This window comes from Rhodococcus sp. AZ1 (assembly GCF_054979605.1).
On sequence record NZ_JBUEQF010000002.1, the window covers coordinates 316186 to 333335 of the forward strand.

General features: G+C 68.6%; 11 protein-coding genes. 10 read left to right on the forward strand and 1 reads right to left on the reverse strand.

The window, feature by feature from the left end; genetic code table 11:
• The first annotated feature begins 49 nt into the window (after nt 1-49).
• The 5 genes from ACY48E_RS03870 (at nt 50) to ACY48E_RS03890 (ending at nt 9377) form a co-directional block, all read left to right on the forward strand.
• Complete coding sequence (locus ACY48E_RS03870; protein WP_462870779.1) at nt 50-613, forward strand: TetR-like C-terminal domain-containing protein; 564 nt, start codon at nt 50-52, stop codon at nt 611-613.
• Nucleotides 614-669: 56 nt separating this feature from the next.
• Nucleotides 670-2946, forward strand: a complete 2277-nt coding sequence (gene purL / locus ACY48E_RS03875) for a phosphoribosylformylglycinamidine synthase subunit PurL (RefSeq protein ID WP_462870780.1) — start codon at nt 670-672, stop codon at nt 2944-2946.
• A gap of 127 nt (nt 2947-3073) precedes the next feature.
• Nucleotides 3074-4783, forward strand: coding sequence for an alpha/beta hydrolase (locus ACY48E_RS03880; RefSeq protein WP_462870896.1), 1710 nt, complete (start codon nt 3074-3076; stop codon nt 4781-4783).
• 11 nt (nt 4784-4794) lie between these two features.
• A complete protein-coding gene (locus tag ACY48E_RS03885) occupies nt 4795-5169 on the forward strand; it encodes a sterol carrier family protein (protein ID WP_462870781.1) in 375 nt (124 codons plus the stop codon).
• 116 nt (nt 5170-5285) lie between these two features.
• Nucleotides 5286-9377 (forward strand): molybdopterin-dependent oxidoreductase, encoded by a 4092-nt coding sequence (locus ACY48E_RS03890; RefSeq protein WP_462870782.1) that lies wholly within the window; start codon nt 5286-5288, stop codon nt 9375-9377.
• 19 nt (nt 9378-9396) lie between these two features.
• On the opposite strand, the gene ACY48E_RS03895 is transcribed toward ACY48E_RS03890, so the two are convergent.
• Nucleotides 9397-9927 (reverse strand): DUF427 domain-containing protein, encoded by a 531-nt coding sequence (locus ACY48E_RS03895; RefSeq protein WP_462870783.1) that lies wholly within the window; start codon nt 9925-9927, stop codon nt 9397-9399.
• Between the two features lie 146 nt (nt 9928-10073).
• On the opposite strand from ACY48E_RS03895, the gene purF reads away from it, so the two are divergent.
• The 5 genes from purF (at nt 10074) to ACY48E_RS03920 (ending at nt 17112) form a co-directional block, all read left to right on the forward strand.
• On the forward strand, nt 10074-11636 hold the full coding sequence (gene purF / locus ACY48E_RS03900; protein WP_462870784.1) for an amidophosphoribosyltransferase: 1563 nt from the start codon (nt 10074-10076) through the stop codon (nt 11634-11636).
• A 106-nt stretch (nt 11637-11742) separates the two neighbouring features.
• The gene (locus ACY48E_RS03905; protein ID WP_462870785.1) at nt 11743-13359 is read left to right on the forward strand and encodes an ABC transporter substrate-binding protein; all 1617 of its coding nucleotides are present in this window, start codon (nt 11743-11745) and stop codon (nt 13357-13359) included.
• The gene (locus tag ACY48E_RS03910; RefSeq protein ID WP_462870786.1) at nt 13359-14477 is read left to right on the forward strand and encodes an ABC transporter permease; all 1119 of its coding nucleotides are present in this window, start codon (nt 13359-13361) and stop codon (nt 14475-14477) included. Before ACY48E_RS03905 ends, ACY48E_RS03910 begins: the two co-directional genes overlap by 1 nt.
• Nucleotides 14477-15439: an ABC transporter permease gene (locus tag ACY48E_RS03915; protein WP_462870787.1), complete on the forward strand. Its 963-nt coding sequence runs from the start codon at nt 14477-14479 to the stop codon at nt 15437-15439. The genes ACY48E_RS03910 and ACY48E_RS03915 overlap by 1 nt, the downstream gene beginning before the upstream one ends.
• Nucleotides 15436-17112 (forward strand): dipeptide ABC transporter ATP-binding protein, encoded by a 1677-nt coding sequence (locus ACY48E_RS03920; protein WP_462870788.1) that lies wholly within the window; start codon nt 15436-15438, stop codon nt 17110-17112. Before ACY48E_RS03915 ends, ACY48E_RS03920 begins: the two co-directional genes overlap by 4 nt.
• Nucleotides 17113-17150: the final 38 nt, after the last annotated feature.

Sequence of the window (17150 nt, forward strand, 5' to 3'; positions counted from 1 at the left end):
CTTTCAGGTCTAGGATCTAGCCTATAAGTCCTAGGAAAGGATGGCAACCGTGCCGAGAGTCGGACTGACCGCGACGCGCGTGGTCGACGAGGCCTTGCAACTAGCCGACGCCGAGGGCCCGGCGGCCGTCACCCTCTCCGCGCTCGCCCGTCGGTTCGGGGTCCGCGACGCGAGCCTGCACTCCCATGTTCGCGGACTGGCAGATCTGCGCGAACGCATGACCGACGTGGCCACCGGCGAGTTCGCCGAGGTTCTCGGTGACGCCATCGCCGGTCGGTCCGGCGGGGAAGCGCTCGATGCCTTCGCGCGCTCCTTCGTTCAGTGGGGGCTCGCCCATCCCGGCCGCTACGACGCCGCATGCCGGGCCGTGGTGCCCGGCCCCGGACGTGAGAGGTTGGTGGCCGTGGTCGCGGCGGTGCTGCGGGCCTATCGCTTCGAACCGGACGTCGCGGTCGACGCCGCTCGGCTGCTGCGCAGCACGCTGCACGGATACGTCACCCTGACCTCGGCGGGACTGTTCGAGCACGTGCGCGGCCCCGAGCGCTCGCTCGATCGAATCGTGGGCGCCCTGGTCGCCGCGCTCGACTCCTGGAGTGTCGCCGCCGACCGATAGACTCCCCAGCGTCCGGGGTGAGACCCACCCGAGCACCACGGAAGGATCACAGCCCCGTGTCCGTCGATACCGTCTCGCGAGCGACCGCCGACCCGGATAGCCCACAGCCCTACCGCGAGCTGGGGTTGAAGGACGACGAGTACGAGCGGATCAGGGAGATCCTCGGACGCCGACCCACGGACGCCGAACTGGCCATGTACTCGGTCATGTGGAGCGAGCACTGCTCGTACAAGTCCTCGAAAGTGCACCTGCGCTACTTCGGCGAGACCACCACCGATGCGATGAAGGCGAACATGCTGGCGGGCATCGGGGAGAACGCCGGTGTGGTGGACGTCGGCGACGGCTGGGCGGTGACCTTCAAGGTCGAGAGCCACAACCATCCGTCGTACATCGAGCCGTATCAGGGCGCTGCCACCGGTGTCGGCGGGATCGTCCGGGACATCATGGCGATGGGCGCGCGGCCGATCGCGGTGATGGATCAGCTGCGCTTCGGCGCGGCCGATGCCCCGGACACCCGCCGTGTACTCGAGGGAATCGTGCGCGGGGTGGGCGGCTACGGAAACTCCCTCGGACTGCCCAATGTGGGCGGCGAGACCGTCTTCGATGCGTCGTACGCCGGTAATCCCCTGGTCAACGCCCTGTGCGCCGGTGTGATGCGAGTCGAGGACATGCACCTGGCGTTCGCGTCGGGTACCGGGAACAAGATCATCCTCTTCGGCGCCCGCACCGGTCTCGACGGTATCGGTGGGGTGTCGGTGCTGGCGTCGGAGAGCTTCGACGCCGCGGCCGGGGGCAAGAAGAAGCTGCCGGCCGTGCAGGTGGGCGATCCCTTCACCGAGAAGGTGCTCATCGAGTGCTGCCTGGATCTGTACGCCCGGAATCTGGTGGTGGGCATTCAGGACCTCGGCGGCGCCGGGCTGTCCTGCGCGACGTCGGAACTGGCCGCGGCAGGGGACGGCGGCATGCACATCGCGCTCGATCGAGTGCCGCTGCGCGCGGAGAACATGACCCCGGCAGAGGTGCTGTCGAGTGAATCCCAGGAGCGCATGTGCGCCGTCGTCACGCCGGAGAACGTCGAGGCGTTCATGGCGGTGTGCGCGAAGTGGGACGTGCTGGCCACCGACATCGGCGAGGTCACCGACGGCGATCGACTGGTTATCACCTGGCACGGTGACACGGTGGTCGACGTGCCCCCGCGCACCGTCGCCCATCAGGGCCCGGTGTACGAGCGCCCGCTCGCGCGCCCGCAATCGCAGGACGCGCTGGTTGCGAACACCACCGCGTCGCTACCGCGTCCGAGCACCCCCGACGAACTGCGCGAGACGCTCCTGACCATGATCAGCTCGCCCCAGCTGTGCAGTCGCCGGTTCATCACCGAGCAGTACGACCGCTACGTTCGCGGCAACACCGTGCTGGCCGAGCACGCCGACGCCGGGGTGATCCGCATCGACGAGAGCAGCGGCCGAGGGATCGCGCTGGCCACGGATGCCTCGGGCCGCTACACCGCGCTCGATCCGTACCGCGGCGCCCAACTCGCTCTGGCGGAGGCCTTCCGCAACGTCGCCACCACCGGCGCCACCCCGAAGGCGGTGACCAACTGCCTCAACTTCGGCTCGCCCGAGGATCCCGGCGTGATGTGGCAGTTCCAGCAGGCGGTTCGCGGACTCGCGGACGGCTGTGTGGCACTGGGCATTCCGGTCACCGGCGGCAACGTCAGCTTCTACAACCAGACCGGATCCACCGCGATCCTGCCCACCCCGGTGGTAGGAGTGCTCGGCGTGATCGACGACGTGCACCGCCGCATCCCCACCGGAATCGGCCTCGAGCCCGGCGAGACGCTCATCCTGTTGGGGGAGACCCGGGACGAGTTCGACGGGTCCATCTGGTCGCAGGTGGTTCACGATCACCTCGGTGGGGTACCGCCGGTAGTGGACTTCGACCGCGAGCAACTGCTCGCCGACATATTGCTGGCCGCCAGCCGAGACGGCCTGGTCTCGGCCGCGCACGATCTCTCCGAGGGCGGTCTCGCCCAGGCGGTCGTCGAGGCGGCGCTCGCCGGGGAGGCGGGATCACGAATCCTGCTGCCGGAGGGCTCCGATCCGTTCGTGATGCTGTTCTCCGAATCGGCCGGCCGCGTTCTGGTGGCCGTACCGCGCACCGAGGAGACGCGCTTCACCGCCATGTGCACCGCCCGCGGACTTCCCTGGACCCGCATCGGGGTGGCCGACGAGGGTTCGGATTCCATCGAGTTCCAGGGGCTGTTCACCCTCACCACCGCAGAACTTCGCGCCGCCTGGGAAGGGACCCTCCCCGCCCTTTTCGGGCAACCGTGACACCAGGGTCGGAGCAACCGTGACCACCGACGCCCCGCCCGATCCCGACCGGCGCAGCGCCTACGAGCAGACGCTCGAGGGTCTCGAGAGTCTGCCCGACTACGTGCTGCACACGGCCGTGGTGACCATGCGCCGGCACCCTGCAGCGCGCTGGCTCTGGTCGCTGCTGCACCTGAACTTCACCGGGATCGCGATGTCGGCACTGTTCGTGTGCTGGTCGCTGACGCCCTCGCTGCTCCCGCGCGACTGGTTCTACCAGGGCGTGGTCACCGGCATCACCGCCGCCATCGGGTACTGGGTGGGGGTGTTCGTCGCCTTCCTGGTCGACCGTCTCTACCTGCAGCAACAGTCGTGGTGGCCACTGCGGTGGCGTCCGCGGTTCTGGCTGCGGACCGCCGTGGTGGCCGCGGCGCTGATCTCGGTGTCGGTGATGCTCGTGGTCTCGGCGCGATGGCAGGACCAGTTGGCCGCGCTGATGGACGCCCAGGGGATGTCGTCGACCTCCATCCTGCGTACGGGCATCCTGGCCCTGCTGATCGCCGCGCTCCTCATCGCCGTCGCGCGGCTGCTCCGCGACGCCACGCGGTTCATCGCGCGTCAGATCCGGCGCTGGGTGCGCCTACCCACCGCGCTGGCCAATCTCCTCGGACTCGTTCTGGTGGTGGTTCTGGTCGGCGCGTTCGTACAGGGTGTGCTGCTCGACGGGGCACTGGCGGTGACCAGTTCGGTGTTCAGCACCCAGAACGGCACCACTCGTGACGGGGTGGAGCCGCCGACGGCCGCGGAGCGATCAGGCGGGCCCGGCTCCACCGTCGCCTGGAACACCCTCGGGTTCGAGGGGCGCAACTTCGTCACCGGCGGCCTGTCCCAGCAGCAGATGACGGAGGCGACCGGACGGCCGTCCAAGGAGGCGGTCCGCATCTACGTCGGCCTGAAATCAGCGCCCACCCCGGAGGAGCGCGCGGAGCTGCTGGTTCGCGAACTCGAACGCACCGGCGCCTTCACCCGCAAGGCGATCGTGGTCATCCCGACCACGGGCACCGGCTGGGTCAATCCCACCGCCGCGCGCGCAGTGGAGCTGATGTACGACGGCGACGTGGCCCTGGTTGCCAGCCAGTACTCCTACCTGCCGAGTTGGATCTCGTTCCTCTTCGACCGGGAGAAAGCAGGCGCGGCCGGGCGAACCCTGATCGACACGGTGCGCTCGCGATGGCAACTCGAGCCGCCCGCAACCCGACCCAAGCTCTACATCTACGGCGAGAGCCTGGGAACGCAGGCCGGTGAGGGTGCGTTCGCCGACATCGCCGACATTCGGAGCAAGGTCGACGGCGTGCTGTGGGTGGGACCGCCCAACTCCAACCGCCTGTGGGAAACGTATGTCAGCCGCCGCGATCCCGGCAGCACCCAGGTCGAGCCCGTGTACGCCAACGGTCTGCTGGTGCGGTTCGCCGCGAACGGCTCCGATGTCACCACCGATGCCGCCGCGTCGCCGCAGGAGTGGCAGTTCCCGCGCGTGCTCTACATCGCGCATCCCTCCGATCCGGTGGTGTGGTGGAATCCCAGCCTGATCACCCGTCGCCCCGACTGGCTCTCCGAGCCGCCCGGCGATGATCGCCTACCCAGCATGCGCTGGTTCCCGTTCGTCACGTTCTGGCAGGTCAGCGCCGACCTCGGTAACGCCGCCGGGGTGCCGGACGGCCACGGGCACAACTACGGCACCACCGTGCTCGACGGGTTCGCGGCCGTGGCCGCACCGCCCGGGTGGACGTCGGCGGACACCGAGCGGGTGCGACGGGTGATGATCGAGTTCGCCAACGCCGACGGTCCGGAGAAATAGGAGGGCGGCCGATGGGCAAGCGCATCGACCCGGCCGAGTTGCGTGCCGCGCTCACCGCGGTGGCCGGGTGGCTCGACGACGACTCGGCCCCGGCGCCCTCGCGTGCCGAGCTCGCCGCCGCGGTTCGCCTCAGCGCCCGCACCCTCGAGCAGACCGCGCCGGGAGCATCCGTGGAGATTCGGGTACCCCCCTTCGTGGCCGTGCAGGCCATTGCCGGGCCGCGACATACGCGCGGCACCCCGCCCAACGTGGTGGAGACCGATCCACGCACGTGGCTGCTGATGGTCACGGGGCGGATCCCGGTCGACACGGCCTCACCTGCCCTGACGGTGTCGGGGATGCGGGCGGGCGAGATTGCGCACTGGCTCCCGCTGGTTCGTCTCTGACCGGTCTCCACCGCCGAGCCCGCTCACCGCTGGGCCCACCCGCCCGTGAGGTCGGTGTGATGAAGAGATAACTCCGGGGCAACGAGAGCGAACGACGCCTCGGTCACGATGGGGCCATGGCCGACCCCACCCGCACGCGCACGGTGTGCTCGTACTGCGGTGTCGGCTGCGGCATCGTGGTCGAGAGCGCCGGGGACGTGATCACCAGGGTCTCCGGTGACAAGGAGCACCCCACCAACCGCGGGCGACTGTGCACCAAGGGGGCGACGCACGCGGAGATGATGCTCGGCGGCGGCCGCATGGAGACCGCCTTCCTCGGTCGCGGCTCCGCACGCACCCCCGTATCCGTCGACGACGCGGTGGCCACGGCAGCGGCGCGGTTGCGAGCGATCGTGGACGAGCACGGGCCCGACGCCGTCGCTCTCTACGTATCGGGCCAGATGTCGCTCGAGGCGCAGTATCTGGCGACCAAACTGGCCAAGGGCTACCTGCGAACGGTGCATATCGAATCGAACTCGCGTCTGTGCATGGCGAGTGCGGGTACCGGCTACAAGCTCTCTCTCGGCGCGGACGGTCCACCCGGTTCGTACGACGACTTCGATCATGCCGACGTGTTCTTCGTGATCGGCTCCAACATGGCCGACTGCCACCCGATCCTCTACCTGCGGATGGTCGATCGGCTCAATGCCGGGGCCAAGCTGATAGTGGTGGACCCACGTCGCACCACCACCGCCGATCGCGCCGACCTGTTCCTGCAGATAGCTCCCGGCACCGACCTCGCGCTGCTCAACGGAATCCTCGCGCTGCTGGTGGACGGCGGACATATCGACGAGCAGTTCATCGCCGAGCACACCGAGGGCTGGGAGGCGATGGGAGGGTTCCTGGCCGACTACACCCCGGACCGCGTGGCTGCGATCACCGGTCTTGCCGAGGCGGACATCCGCACTGCCGCGACGTGGATCGGTGAATCCGGCAACTGGATGTCGTGCTGGACGATGGGCCTGAACCAGAGCACCCACGGGGTGTGGAACACCAACGCGCTGTGCAATCTGCACCTGGCCACGGGCGCGATCTGCCGACCGGGCAGTGGTCCGATGTCACTGACAGGTCAGCCGAATGCCATGGGCGGCCGCGAGATGGGGTACATGGGGCCGGGCCTGCCCGGCCAGCGCGCGGTGCTCTCCGCGGAGGATCGCACGTTCGTGGAGACACGCTGGGGGCTGCCCGAGGGCACCATCCGCACCGAGGTCGGTCCCGGCACCATCGAGATGTTCGGTGGACTGGCCCGCGGCGACATACGTGCGGTGTGGATCATCTGTACCAATCCCGTTGCCTCCGTGGCCAATCGCTCGACCGTGATCACCGGCCTCGAGCGAGCCGAGCTGGTGATCTCGCAGGACACCTTCACCGACACCGCCACCAATGCCTATGCCGACGTTCTGCTCCCGGCCACACTGTGGGCGGAATCGGACTCGGTGATGATCAACTCCGAGCGCACCCTGACCCTCGCCCGCGGCTGTGTGGCCGGGCCCGGCGATGCACGCCCGGACTGGCGCTTGATCTGCGACGTCGCAACGGCCCTCGGTTTCGGTGACGCCTTCGACTATGCCTGCGCTGCAAATGTATTCGACGAGATCACGGGGTTCTCGAATCCCCGAACCGGATACGATCTGCGCGGTGTCGATCACGAGCGCCTGCGTCGCGGTCCCGTGCAGTGGCCCGCACCGCCCGGCGACGACGACCATCGACACCCCATCCGCTACCTCAACGACGGTGTGAGCCAGCACGATCATCGAGGCGCCGACGGGCACCGTCCCGCGCTCGCGTTCGCCACACCGAGCCGTCGCGCGGTGTTCTTCCCACGCCCGCATATCGATCCCGCCGAGATGCCGGACGACCGGTACCCGATGGTGCTCAACACCGGTCGGCTGCAGCATCACTGGCACACCCTGACCAAGACCGGGAAGGTGGCCAAGCTCAATCGGCTCCACCCCGGCCCGTTCGTGGAGATCCATCCCGACGATGCCATCGTTCTCGGCGCGCGCGAGGGTGCTCCGGTCGAGATCTCCTCGCGCCGTGGCACCGCGGTGCTGCCCGCGGTGATCACCGATCGGGTACGCGTCGGTGCCTGCTGGGTACCGTTCCACTGGAACGACGCCCAGGGTGAGGGTCTGACCATCAACGCCGTCACGCACGACGCCGTCGATCCGCTCTCGCTGCAACCGGAGTTCAAGGCTTGCGCGGTATCCCTGCGACCGGTCCCGATGCCCGAGATCGCCTCGCGCGAACCGGCATCGGGATCGCGGCAGAGCACTGCCCTGGCCGTCACCCTCGGGGTGGACGACGCCACCGCACCGATACTCACCGATGCCGAGAAGCTCTACGTCGGGGGGTTTCTCGGCGCGCTGGGTGCCGGTGTGGTGGGCGTGCCCGTGCTGCCGAGCAGTGCGCCGGTGCGACCGGACGTGCGGGCGTGGGTCGACGGCACCCTGGCGGGGTGGTTCTCGCGAGCGCCCGAGGACGTCGGGGAGAACACCGGCGCGCAGGACTCGGCGGCCTCGACGCGGCCGGGCGTGCTGCTGCTGTGGGCATCGCAGACCGGCACCGCCGAGGATTTCGCGCAGACTGCCGCAGCCACCCTGACCGGCTGCGGGCTGGCGGTGACGGCCATGGAGATGGACGACTGCGATCTCGCGGTGCTCGCGGCTGCCACGGAGGTGCTCGTCGTGTCGAGCACGTTCGGTGCGGGCGGCCCCCCCGACAACGGGGCGGACTTCTGGGACCGTCTGGCGGCCGACTCCGCGCCCGCCCTGGCCGGACTGTCGTACGCCGTTCTGGGACTGGGTGATTCGTCCTACGACGACTTCTGTGGGCACGCCCGTCGAATCGACGAGCGGTTCGCAGCACTCGGAGCCCATCGGCGTCTGGACCTGGTGCGCTGCGAGCCGGGGGACGACGCGTCCGCGCGAAGCTGGCTCGGCCGAGCGACCGCGGCGCTGGCCGGTGCCGATGCCCCCACCCGCACCGAGCCCCGCTCGCCGGAACCCCGCTCGCCGGAACCCCGCTCGCCGGAACCCCGTACAACCGGCACAGCGGAGTCGGCGGCCCCGCTCTTCACCCGAGCCAGACCGGGGATGGCAGTGCTGGCGCACAACGAGGTGCTCTCCGGACCCTCGTCGGCCAAGGAGGTGCGCCGCTTCGGATTCGACACCGGCGGAGCCGAATACGAGCCGGGTGACTCTCTGGGGGTGATCGCACGCAACGATCCGCGCACCGTCGAGCGCTGGCTCTCGGCCACCGGGTTGTCCGGCGAGCACACCGTGACGGCGGGGGATCGTGAGGTCTCGCTGCGGGAGGCGCTGACCGTGCACTACGACGTGTCCGCGGTGTCGCGCCGGCTGCTCGAGTTCGTCGGAGCCCGCAACCGCAGTGGCGAACTCGCGAAGCTGATGCGTCGGGAGAACCGCACCGACCTCGACCGGTGGCTGCACGGGCGCCAGGCCCCGGACCTGTTGACGACGTTCCCGATTCGCGCCGATGTGGTGGAGTGGACCTCGGTGCTCGCGCCCCTGGCGCCGCGCCAGTACTCGATCTCGTCCTCGCCGCTGGTGAGCCCCGAGGTGATCGACCTGACGGTGTCCGTGGTGCGCTACGCAGATGCCGGTGGCGTGTGCTCGACGTTCCTCGCCGATCGGGCAGCCGAGACCGAGGTGCCGCTGTTCCTGACCCGGTCACCGCACTTCCGGCCGCCGACGGAGTCGTCGACTCCCATGATCATGGTCGGTCCTGGTACCGGCATCGCGCCGTTCCGCGGATTCCTGCAGCACCGCCGCGCGCTGGGCCACACCGGCCGCAACTGGCTCTTCTTCGGCGACCAGCACGCCAGCGAGAACTTCTACTATCGCAGCGAGCTCGAGGACATGTTTCGCGACGGGTTCCTCGACCGACTCGACCTGGCCTTCAGCCGCGACCAGCGTGAGCGGATCTATGTGCAGGACAGGATGATCGAGCACGGCGCGCACCTGTGGCGGTGGCTCGAATCGGGCGCGCACCTGTACGTGTGCGGCGACGCCGCACGCATGGCGCGCGACGTCGACGAGGCGCTGCTGTCGATCATCGCGGTTCACGGACGGCTCGAGGAGGACGAGGCCCTCGCCTACCGGAAGGCCCTGATCGCGCAGAAGCGCTACGCGCGCGACGTGTACTGAACGCTCACCAGCCTGTCCCTCACCAGCCCCACGATCCGGGGCCGCCCTTGAAGGGACCCACGACGGCGTTGGTGATCCATCCTGCGTAGAAGCCGCCCTCCTGCGCCCGGGCCTGCTCACCGTCGAGTTCGCAGGTCAGTTGCGCGGGGGAGAACGAGAGCGCCCCGGCGATGTCGGCGAAGGCCGGCGTCGGGTTCTCGTAGCTCCACCCGCCCGCCACCAACACGGTCGGCTCACCGCCGGGGCCGTCGTCGCCGAGGATGTCCCAGTACGTGGCGCTGCCCTTCCACTCGCACATCGTCGACCGTGCCCGCGAGCGGCGGATTCGGGAGGGATCGACATCGGCCAGGGGTAGGTACCACGTGGGGGGATGTGAGGTCTCGAGTACGCGCCAGGGGTGTGCGCTGTCGGCGATCAGGGCCGATCCGAGGCGCACGACGGCGCGGGTGCGCACCCGTTCCAGACGCGGCGGACGGGGGTAGTCCCATACCGATTCCTGACCGGGACCAGGGACGACGGGAACGACTCCGGGGGGAAGGCGAGACGGCATGACTCCAGTGTGCACGCACGGGGAGGTGGGGATCACAGGCGAAACCCGTCCCGGGGTGCGCCGACGGCGTGCTGCGCGCCGGTCAGGCACTAGACTTCGGTTCGTCGAGTCACCACGCACGCCCAGCTACCCAGGGAGCGCAACACGTGTCAGTAGTCGAGCACGACACCCCGGAGGCCGAGCCACGGGAGGAATGCGGTGTCTTCGGAGTGTGGGCGCCCGGCGAGGACGTCGCCAAGATGTCCTACTACGGCCTCTACGCACTGCAGCATCGGGGCCAGGAGGCCGCGGGTATCGCTGTCGCCGACGGCTCCCAGGTGCTGGTGTTCAAGGATCTCGGGCTGGTCAGCCAGGTGTTCGACGAGCAGACCCTCGGCGCGATGCCCGGACACGTCGCCATCGGACACTGCCGCTACTCCACCACCGGTTCCACCACCTGGGAGAACGCTCAGCCGATCTTCCGCACCACCGCCGCCGGCAGCGGTGTGGCGCTCGGTCACAACGGCAACCTGGTCAACACGTCCGAACTCGCCTCCCGTGCGCGTGAAGCCGGTCTGATGACGGGGCGGCGCGGCAACGGCACATCGGACTCCGACGTCGTCGGGGCCCTCCTCGCACACGGCGCTGCGGACAGCACCCTCGAGCAGTCCGCCATGGAGTTGCTGCCCACCCTGCGCGGGGCGTTCTGCCTGACCTTCATGGACGAGAACACCCTCTACGCCGCACGGGATCCGCACGGTGTGCGTCCCCTCTCGCTCGGTCGCCTCGACCGCGGCTGGGTGGTGGCGTCCGAGACCGCAGCGCTCGACATCGTGGGCGCGTCGTTCGTCCGTGACATCGAGCCCGGTGAGCTGCTGGCGATCGACGCCGACGGTGTGCGGTCCTCGCGTTTCGCCACCCCGGAACCCAAGGGCTGCATCTTCGAATACGTCTACCTCGCCCGCCCCGACAGCGTCATCGGGGGACGCTCGGTGCACGCCACGCGCGTCGAGATCGGCCGTCGCCTGGCCGTCGAGCATCCCGCCGACGGCGACCTGGTGATCCCGGTGCCGGAATCGGGAACCCCGGCCGCCGTCGGATACGCGCAAGGTTCGGGCATCCCCTACGGACAGGGGCTGATGAAGAACGCGTACGTGGGCCGCACCTTCATCCAGCCGTCGCAGACCATCCGCCAGCTCGGCATCCGGCTCAAGCTCAACCCGCTGCGCGAGGTGATCCGCGGCAAGCGCCTGATCGTCGTCGACGACTCGATCGTGCGCGGCAACACTCAGCGGGCGTTGATCCGGATGCTCCGCGAGGCCGGGGCGCTCGAGATCCACGTTCGCATCGCCTCACCGCCGGTGCGTTGGCCCTGCTTCTACGGCATCGACTTCGCCTCACCCGCCGAGCTGATCGCCAACGGCATGGACTCCGAGGACGGCATTCTCGAGGGCGTTCGTCAGGCCATCGGTGCCGATTCCCTCGGCTACATCTCCATCGACGGGATGATCGCCGCGAGCGAGCAGCCGGCGTCGCGCCTGTGCTCGGCGTGCTTCGACGGTAACTATCCGATCGAGTTGCCTGCCGAGACCGCGATGGGCAAGACGGTGTTGGAAGGGTTGTCGGCGAAAGGAATCGGCTCACCCGGTGCGCCGTCGCTCGGTGCATCCGGTGCGGGTGGCAGTGGTGGGTCCGGCGCTGACAACGTCAGCGCCCTCTCGCGGCCCTGAGCGGATCCGCGGTTTGCCGCGCGCAACGCATCGGTAGTCGGTAACCTCCGCAGAAACCCGGCCCGCCGGGGTTCCTGCGATCCGACCACCACGAAGGACGTCCGCCATGAGCGCCCCCAAGCATCGATCCGTAGGTCGGGTGACCGTGTTCGTGGCCCTGGCCTCGGTCGCAGCCCTGACCGTGGCCGGCTGCGGCTCCGGTCGCACCGACAGCGGAACCGCTTCTGACGGTGACGCTCTGGTGATCGGCACCACCGATCAGGTGTCCTCGCTCGATCCGGCCGGGTCCTACGACAACGGCTCGTTCACGATCATGAACCAGGTCTATCCGTTCCTGATGAACTTCGCCCCCGGCAGCGACGCGTTGGTTCCCGACGCCGCCAAGAGCTGCGAGTTCACCGCACCCACCGTCTACAGCTGCACCCTGAAGGACGGGCTGACCTTCGCCAACGGCAACCCGCTCACCAGCGAGGCGGTCAAGTTCTCGTTCGATCGGATCGTGGCGATCGACGACCCGAACGGACCGGCATCACTGCTGGCCAACCTGGTGTCCACGGCCGCGCCGAACCCGACCACCGTCGAGTTCACCCTGAAGGCCCCCAACGACCAGACGTTCCCGCAGACGCTGGCCACCAACGCCGGGCCCATCGTCGATCCCAAGGTGTTCCCGGCCGACAAGATCATGGACGACAACGCCATCGCCGCGGCCAAACCCTTCGCCGGGCCGTACTCGATCGACAGCTACGAGAAGAACTCGCTGGTCTCATTCTCGAAGTTCGACGGGTACAAGGGCGCTTTGGGGACGCCGAAGACCGGCAAGGTCACCCTGCGCACCTACACCAGCGCGGACAACCTCAAGCTGGACATGCAGAACAAGTCCATCGACGTCGCGTGGCGCTCGCTGACCCCCACCGACATCGATTCTCTGAAGACCGTCGACGGGCTGACCGTGCACAACGGCCCCGGCGGCGAGCTGCGCTACATCGTGTTCAACTTCCGGACCATGCCCGGCGGCACACCCGAGCAGAAACTCGCCGTGCGCAAGGCCGTCGCTGCGTCGGTGGATCGACAGGCGTTGTCCGACAACGTCTACAAGGGCACCTACACCCCGGCGTACTCGGTGGTGCCCAGTGGGCTCGAGGGCTCGAACACCGCCTTCAAGGACGTCTACGGCGCCACCCCGAACAAGGACGAGGCCGCGAAGTTCCTCGCCGCCGCCGGGGTGCAGACCCCGGTCGCGGTGAACCTGCAGTACAACCCCGATCACTACGGGTCGAGCTCGTCCGAGGAGTACGCGGCCGTGAAGTCGCAGCTCGAGGCCACGGGCCTGTTCACGGTGAACCTGCAGTCCACCGAGTGGAGCACCTACACCAAGGAGCGGGTGAAGGACACCTACCCGGTGTACCAGCTGGGCTGGTTCCCGGACTTCCCCGATGCCGACAACTACCTCACCCCGTTCTTCGCGCCCGACAACTTCCTCAAGAACGGGTTCGAGAACCCGGACATCACCGCGATGATCGACCAGCAGCGCACCACCGCGGACAGGGCTGCCCGGGACAAGATCATCGGTGACATCCAGACGCGGATGGCCACCGACTTCATCTCCACCCTCCCCCTGCTGGAGGGCAAGCAGATAGCGGTCAGCACCAACTCCGTGCAGGGCGTGGACACCACGCTCGACGCGTCGTTCAAGTTCCGCTTCACCCCGCTCAGCAAGAGTTGATGAGCGGGGTCGAAGCGGCCGCGGACGAGTCGGAGCCGGGAACGCACACGGCGGAGCAGCAGGCAGGGGACACCACACGGGCGAGCGCGTCGCGGTTCGGCGCGCTCGCCCGGTACCTGCTGATCAGGTTCGCGCTGATCCTGCCGACGGCGTGGATCCTGGTGACGGTCGTCTTCTTCATCATGCGGGTGCTGGGGGACCCCATCAGTGCTGCCCTCGGTGGCCGCCTGCCCCCCGACCAGGTGGCCGAGCGCAGGGCCGCCGCAGGATACGACCGCCCGATCCTGACCCAGTACTGGGAATACCTCACCAGGTTGGTGCAGGGCGATTTCGGTCGCGCAGCGACCAACAACATCGCCATCAGCGAGGTATTGCTCGAGAACGGTGCTGCCACACTGGAACTGGCGTTCTGGGCACTGCTGGTGGCGTTCGCGGTAGGGATCCCGCTGGGCTTCTTCGCTGCGACGCATCGAGATTCGATCTCCGACGGCGTCCTGCGAATCCTGGCCATCCTGTTCTACGCAGCGCCGGTGTTCTTCGTGGGCATGCTCCTCAAGCTGATCTTCGCGGTGAAGCTCGGGTGGTTGCCGGTGGCCGGGCGGGCGAGCACCAAGGTCGAACTGGCTCTGCAGAACGTCTCACCGAAGACCAACATCCTGATCATCGACTCGATCCTCTACGGAGACACCGGCTACACGATCGATGTGCTGAAGCATGCGGTGCTGCCGGCGGTGGCGCTGGGGTTGCTCACCGCCGGGGTGTTCCTGCGGTTGGTGCGGGTGAACCTGCTGCAGACCCTGCAGTCCGGATACGTCGACGCAGCGCGGGCGCGTGGGTTGCCGCAGGGTGTGGTGACCCGTCGTCACGCCTTCCGCAACGCCCTGATCCCGGTGGTCACCGTGATCGGCCTGCAGATCGCGATCCTGCTCGGCGGTGCCGTGCTCACCGAGACCACCTTCGAATGGCAGGGGCTGGGATATCAACTGGCGCAATACCTCAAGGCCCGTGACTTCGTCGCCGTCCAGGGCATCGTGACGTTCCTGGCGATCGTGGTGGCGGTGGTCAGCTTCGTCACCGACGCCATCGTCGCCCTCATCGACCCGCGAGTGAGGTTCTGATGACGGCTCTGACCGGTGTCGACGGGGTCGCCCCGCCCCCACCTCGGCGAGGAGTGCCGGGCCTCAGGATCATCCGCAGCAGCGTCGGTCTGCAGCGGTTCACGCTGATCGCCGGCCTGGTGCTGGTGGCGATGTTCGTGATCGCCGCACTGGCCGCGCCGCTGATCGCACCCTACGGGTTCGCCCAGACTTCCTCCGACGGTGTCGATTTCGCGCGCCAGGCCGCCCCGAGCGCAGATCACATCTTCGGCACCTCGGTGCGCGGTGAGGACGTGTTCTCGCGGGTGATCTTCGGCGCCCGCACAGCGCTGCTGGTGATCGCGACGTCGCTGGTGCTCTCGGTTCTGATCGGTGTACCCCTGGGCCTGGTGTCGGGGTACGTGGGCCGCTGGGTGGACCGCGTGCTGGTGCTGTTCATGGACGCGATGTACGCCTTCCCGAGTCTCCTGCTGGCCATCGTGGTCTCGATCGTGGTGGCCGGCGGCCAGTCGAGCAGCTTCGGCGGTGTGCTCTCGGCAGCCGTGGCGATCACGGCGGTGTTCGTTCCGCAGTACTTCCGCGTGATCCGCAACGCCACCGTCTCGGTCAAGACCGAGCCATATGTGGACGCCGCGCGGGTCACCGGGGCGTCCACTCCGCGAATCCTGTTCCGGCACATCCTCGCCAACGTCACCGGCACCCTGCCGGTGATCGCGACCCTCAACGGCGCCGAGGCCATCCTCACCCTCGCCGGACTGGGTTTCCTCGGGTTCGGCATCGAACCCACCTCCGCCGCGGAATGGGGTTTCGATCTCAACAAGGCACTGCCCGACATCTCCAACGGCATCTGGTGGACCTCGATATTCCCCGGCGCCGCGATCGTGCTGGTGGTGCTCGGGATGACCATGGTCGGCGAGAGCGTCAGCGAGACCCTGAACCCGGTGCTGCGTACCCGTCGTCGTCTGGTCGGAGGTGGCGCGTGAGCGAGAAACCTGCCCTGTCCCCCGACCCGAGTGCGCTGTCGCTGAGCGAGGTGTCCGTCACGTTCGCCACCGACGGTGATCCCGTGCGCGCCGCCCGCTCGGTGTCCTTCGAGGTGCGACGCGGTGAGGTGCTGGCCGTCGTGGGGGAGTCGGGGTCGGGCAAATCGGTGAGCGTGCGCACCGCGATCGGTCTGCTGCCGAACACCGCGCTGGTCGAGGGCGAGGTGGTGCTCGACGGCCGCCCGGTCACGGGTCTGAGCGAGAAGGACTGGACGAGCATCCGCGGACGAGTCGTGTCGATGATCTTCCAGGAGCCCGGCAGCGCGCTGGATCCGCTGTTCACCGTCGGGTACCAGATCACCGAAGCCCTGCGCGCTCACCCTCGCGCCGACGGCTCGCGCATGAGCAGGACCGACGCGAGGGCACGTGCCGTCGAACTACTCACGATGGTCGGATTGCCCGACCCCGAGCGTCGGTTCGGTTACTACCCGCACGAGCTGTCCGGCGGCCAGAAGCAACGGGTGATGATCGCCATTGCCATCTCGTGCGAGGCGCAGGTGATCATCGCCGACGAGCCCACCACGGCGCTCGACGTCACCGTCCAGGCCGAGATCCTCGCGCTCCTGCGCGATCTCAAGGACCGCCTCGGCTGCTCGATCGTGCTGATCACACACAACATGGGTGTGGTCAAGCAGATTGCCGACCGCGTGGTGGTGATGAGGAACGGCGAGGTGATCGAGGAAGCGCCCGTCGCTGACCTCTTCGCCGCACCCAAGGCCGAGTACACGCGCTCGCTGCTGTCGGCGGTCCTCACCCTCGACCCCGCGGTGCCCGACGCGCCGAGTGGAGCCGGTCCTGCCGTCGCCGACTCGGTGCCTGAGCCCGTGGTGCGGGTGCGGGATCTGGTGGTGGAGTTCTCCGGTGGCGTCGGGCAGTCGGCGTTCCGGGCGGTCGACGCCGTCAGCTTCGACCTCGCCCCCGGGGAGACCCTGGGCCTGGTCGGGGAGTCGGGTTCGGGCAAGTCCACGGTGGGACGGGTGGTGGCAGCGCTGCAGAAGCCGTCGGCCGGCACGGTGGAGGTGCTGGGCACCGACCTCGCCGCCGTGCGAGGGGCGTCGCTGAAGGAACTGCGGCGCCGCTTCGGCTTCGTGTTCCAGGACCCGTCGACCGCCCTGAACCCGCGCCTGACGGTGGGGCAGTGCGTGGCCGAACCGCTGCTGGTGCACCGGCCGTCTCGATTCGCGCGAACCGACCGCACCCGCCGCACACGCGCCGAGATCGACGCCGCCGTGGTGGAGATTCTGGACTCGGTGCAGTTGCCCGCGGGCACAGCCCAGCGCTACCCGCACGAGTTGTCCGGCGGCCAACGTCAGCGCGCGTCGTTGGCCAGGGCGCTGATCCTGGGGCCGGACCTGCTGGTGGCCGACGAGCCCACCAGCGCCCTGGATGTCTCGGTTCAGGCCGCAGTACTCGAGCTGTTCGAACAGCTGCAGGCCGAACTGGGCTTCGCGTGTCTGTTCATCAGCCACGACCTGGCCGTGGTCGACCGGCTCGCACACCGCGTGGCCGTCATGCGGGCGGGGGCGATAGTCGAACTCGGCTCACCCGCGGCGATTCTGCGAAACCCGGAGCACGAGTACACGCGGGCGCTCATCGCCGCGATACCCGGGTGAGCCGTTCCGCCCGGTGACCGGGGCGGTGGGGTGTGTAC

What these genes read in the sequence shown, in the direction of transcription:
- ACY48E_RS03880 (WP_462870896.1), top strand. Translation starts at nt 3,074, where the DNA reads ATGCGCCGGCACCCTGCAGCGCGCTGGCTCTGGTCGCTGCTGCACCTG.
- ACY48E_RS03885 (WP_462870781.1), top strand. Translation starts at nt 4,795, where the DNA reads ATGGGCAAGCGCATCGACCCGGCCGAGTTGCGTGCCGCGCTCACCGCG.
- ACY48E_RS03890 (WP_462870782.1), top strand. Translation starts at nt 5,286, where the DNA reads ATGGCCGACCCCACCCGCACGCGCACGGTGTGCTCGTACTGCGGTGTC.
- ACY48E_RS03895 (WP_462870783.1), bottom strand. Translation starts at nt 9,927, where the DNA reads ATGCCGTCTCGCCTTCCCCCCGGAGTCGTTCCCGTCGTCCCTGGTCCC.
- ACY48E_RS03905 (WP_462870785.1), top strand. Translation starts at nt 11,743, where the DNA reads ATGAGCGCCCCCAAGCATCGATCCGTAGGTCGGGTGACCGTGTTCGTG.
- ACY48E_RS03910 (WP_462870786.1), top strand. Translation starts at nt 13,359, where the DNA reads ATGAGCGGGGTCGAAGCGGCCGCGGACGAGTCGGAGCCGGGAACGCAC.
- ACY48E_RS03915 (WP_462870787.1), top strand. Translation starts at nt 14,477, where the DNA reads ATGACGGCTCTGACCGGTGTCGACGGGGTCGCCCCGCCCCCACCTCGG.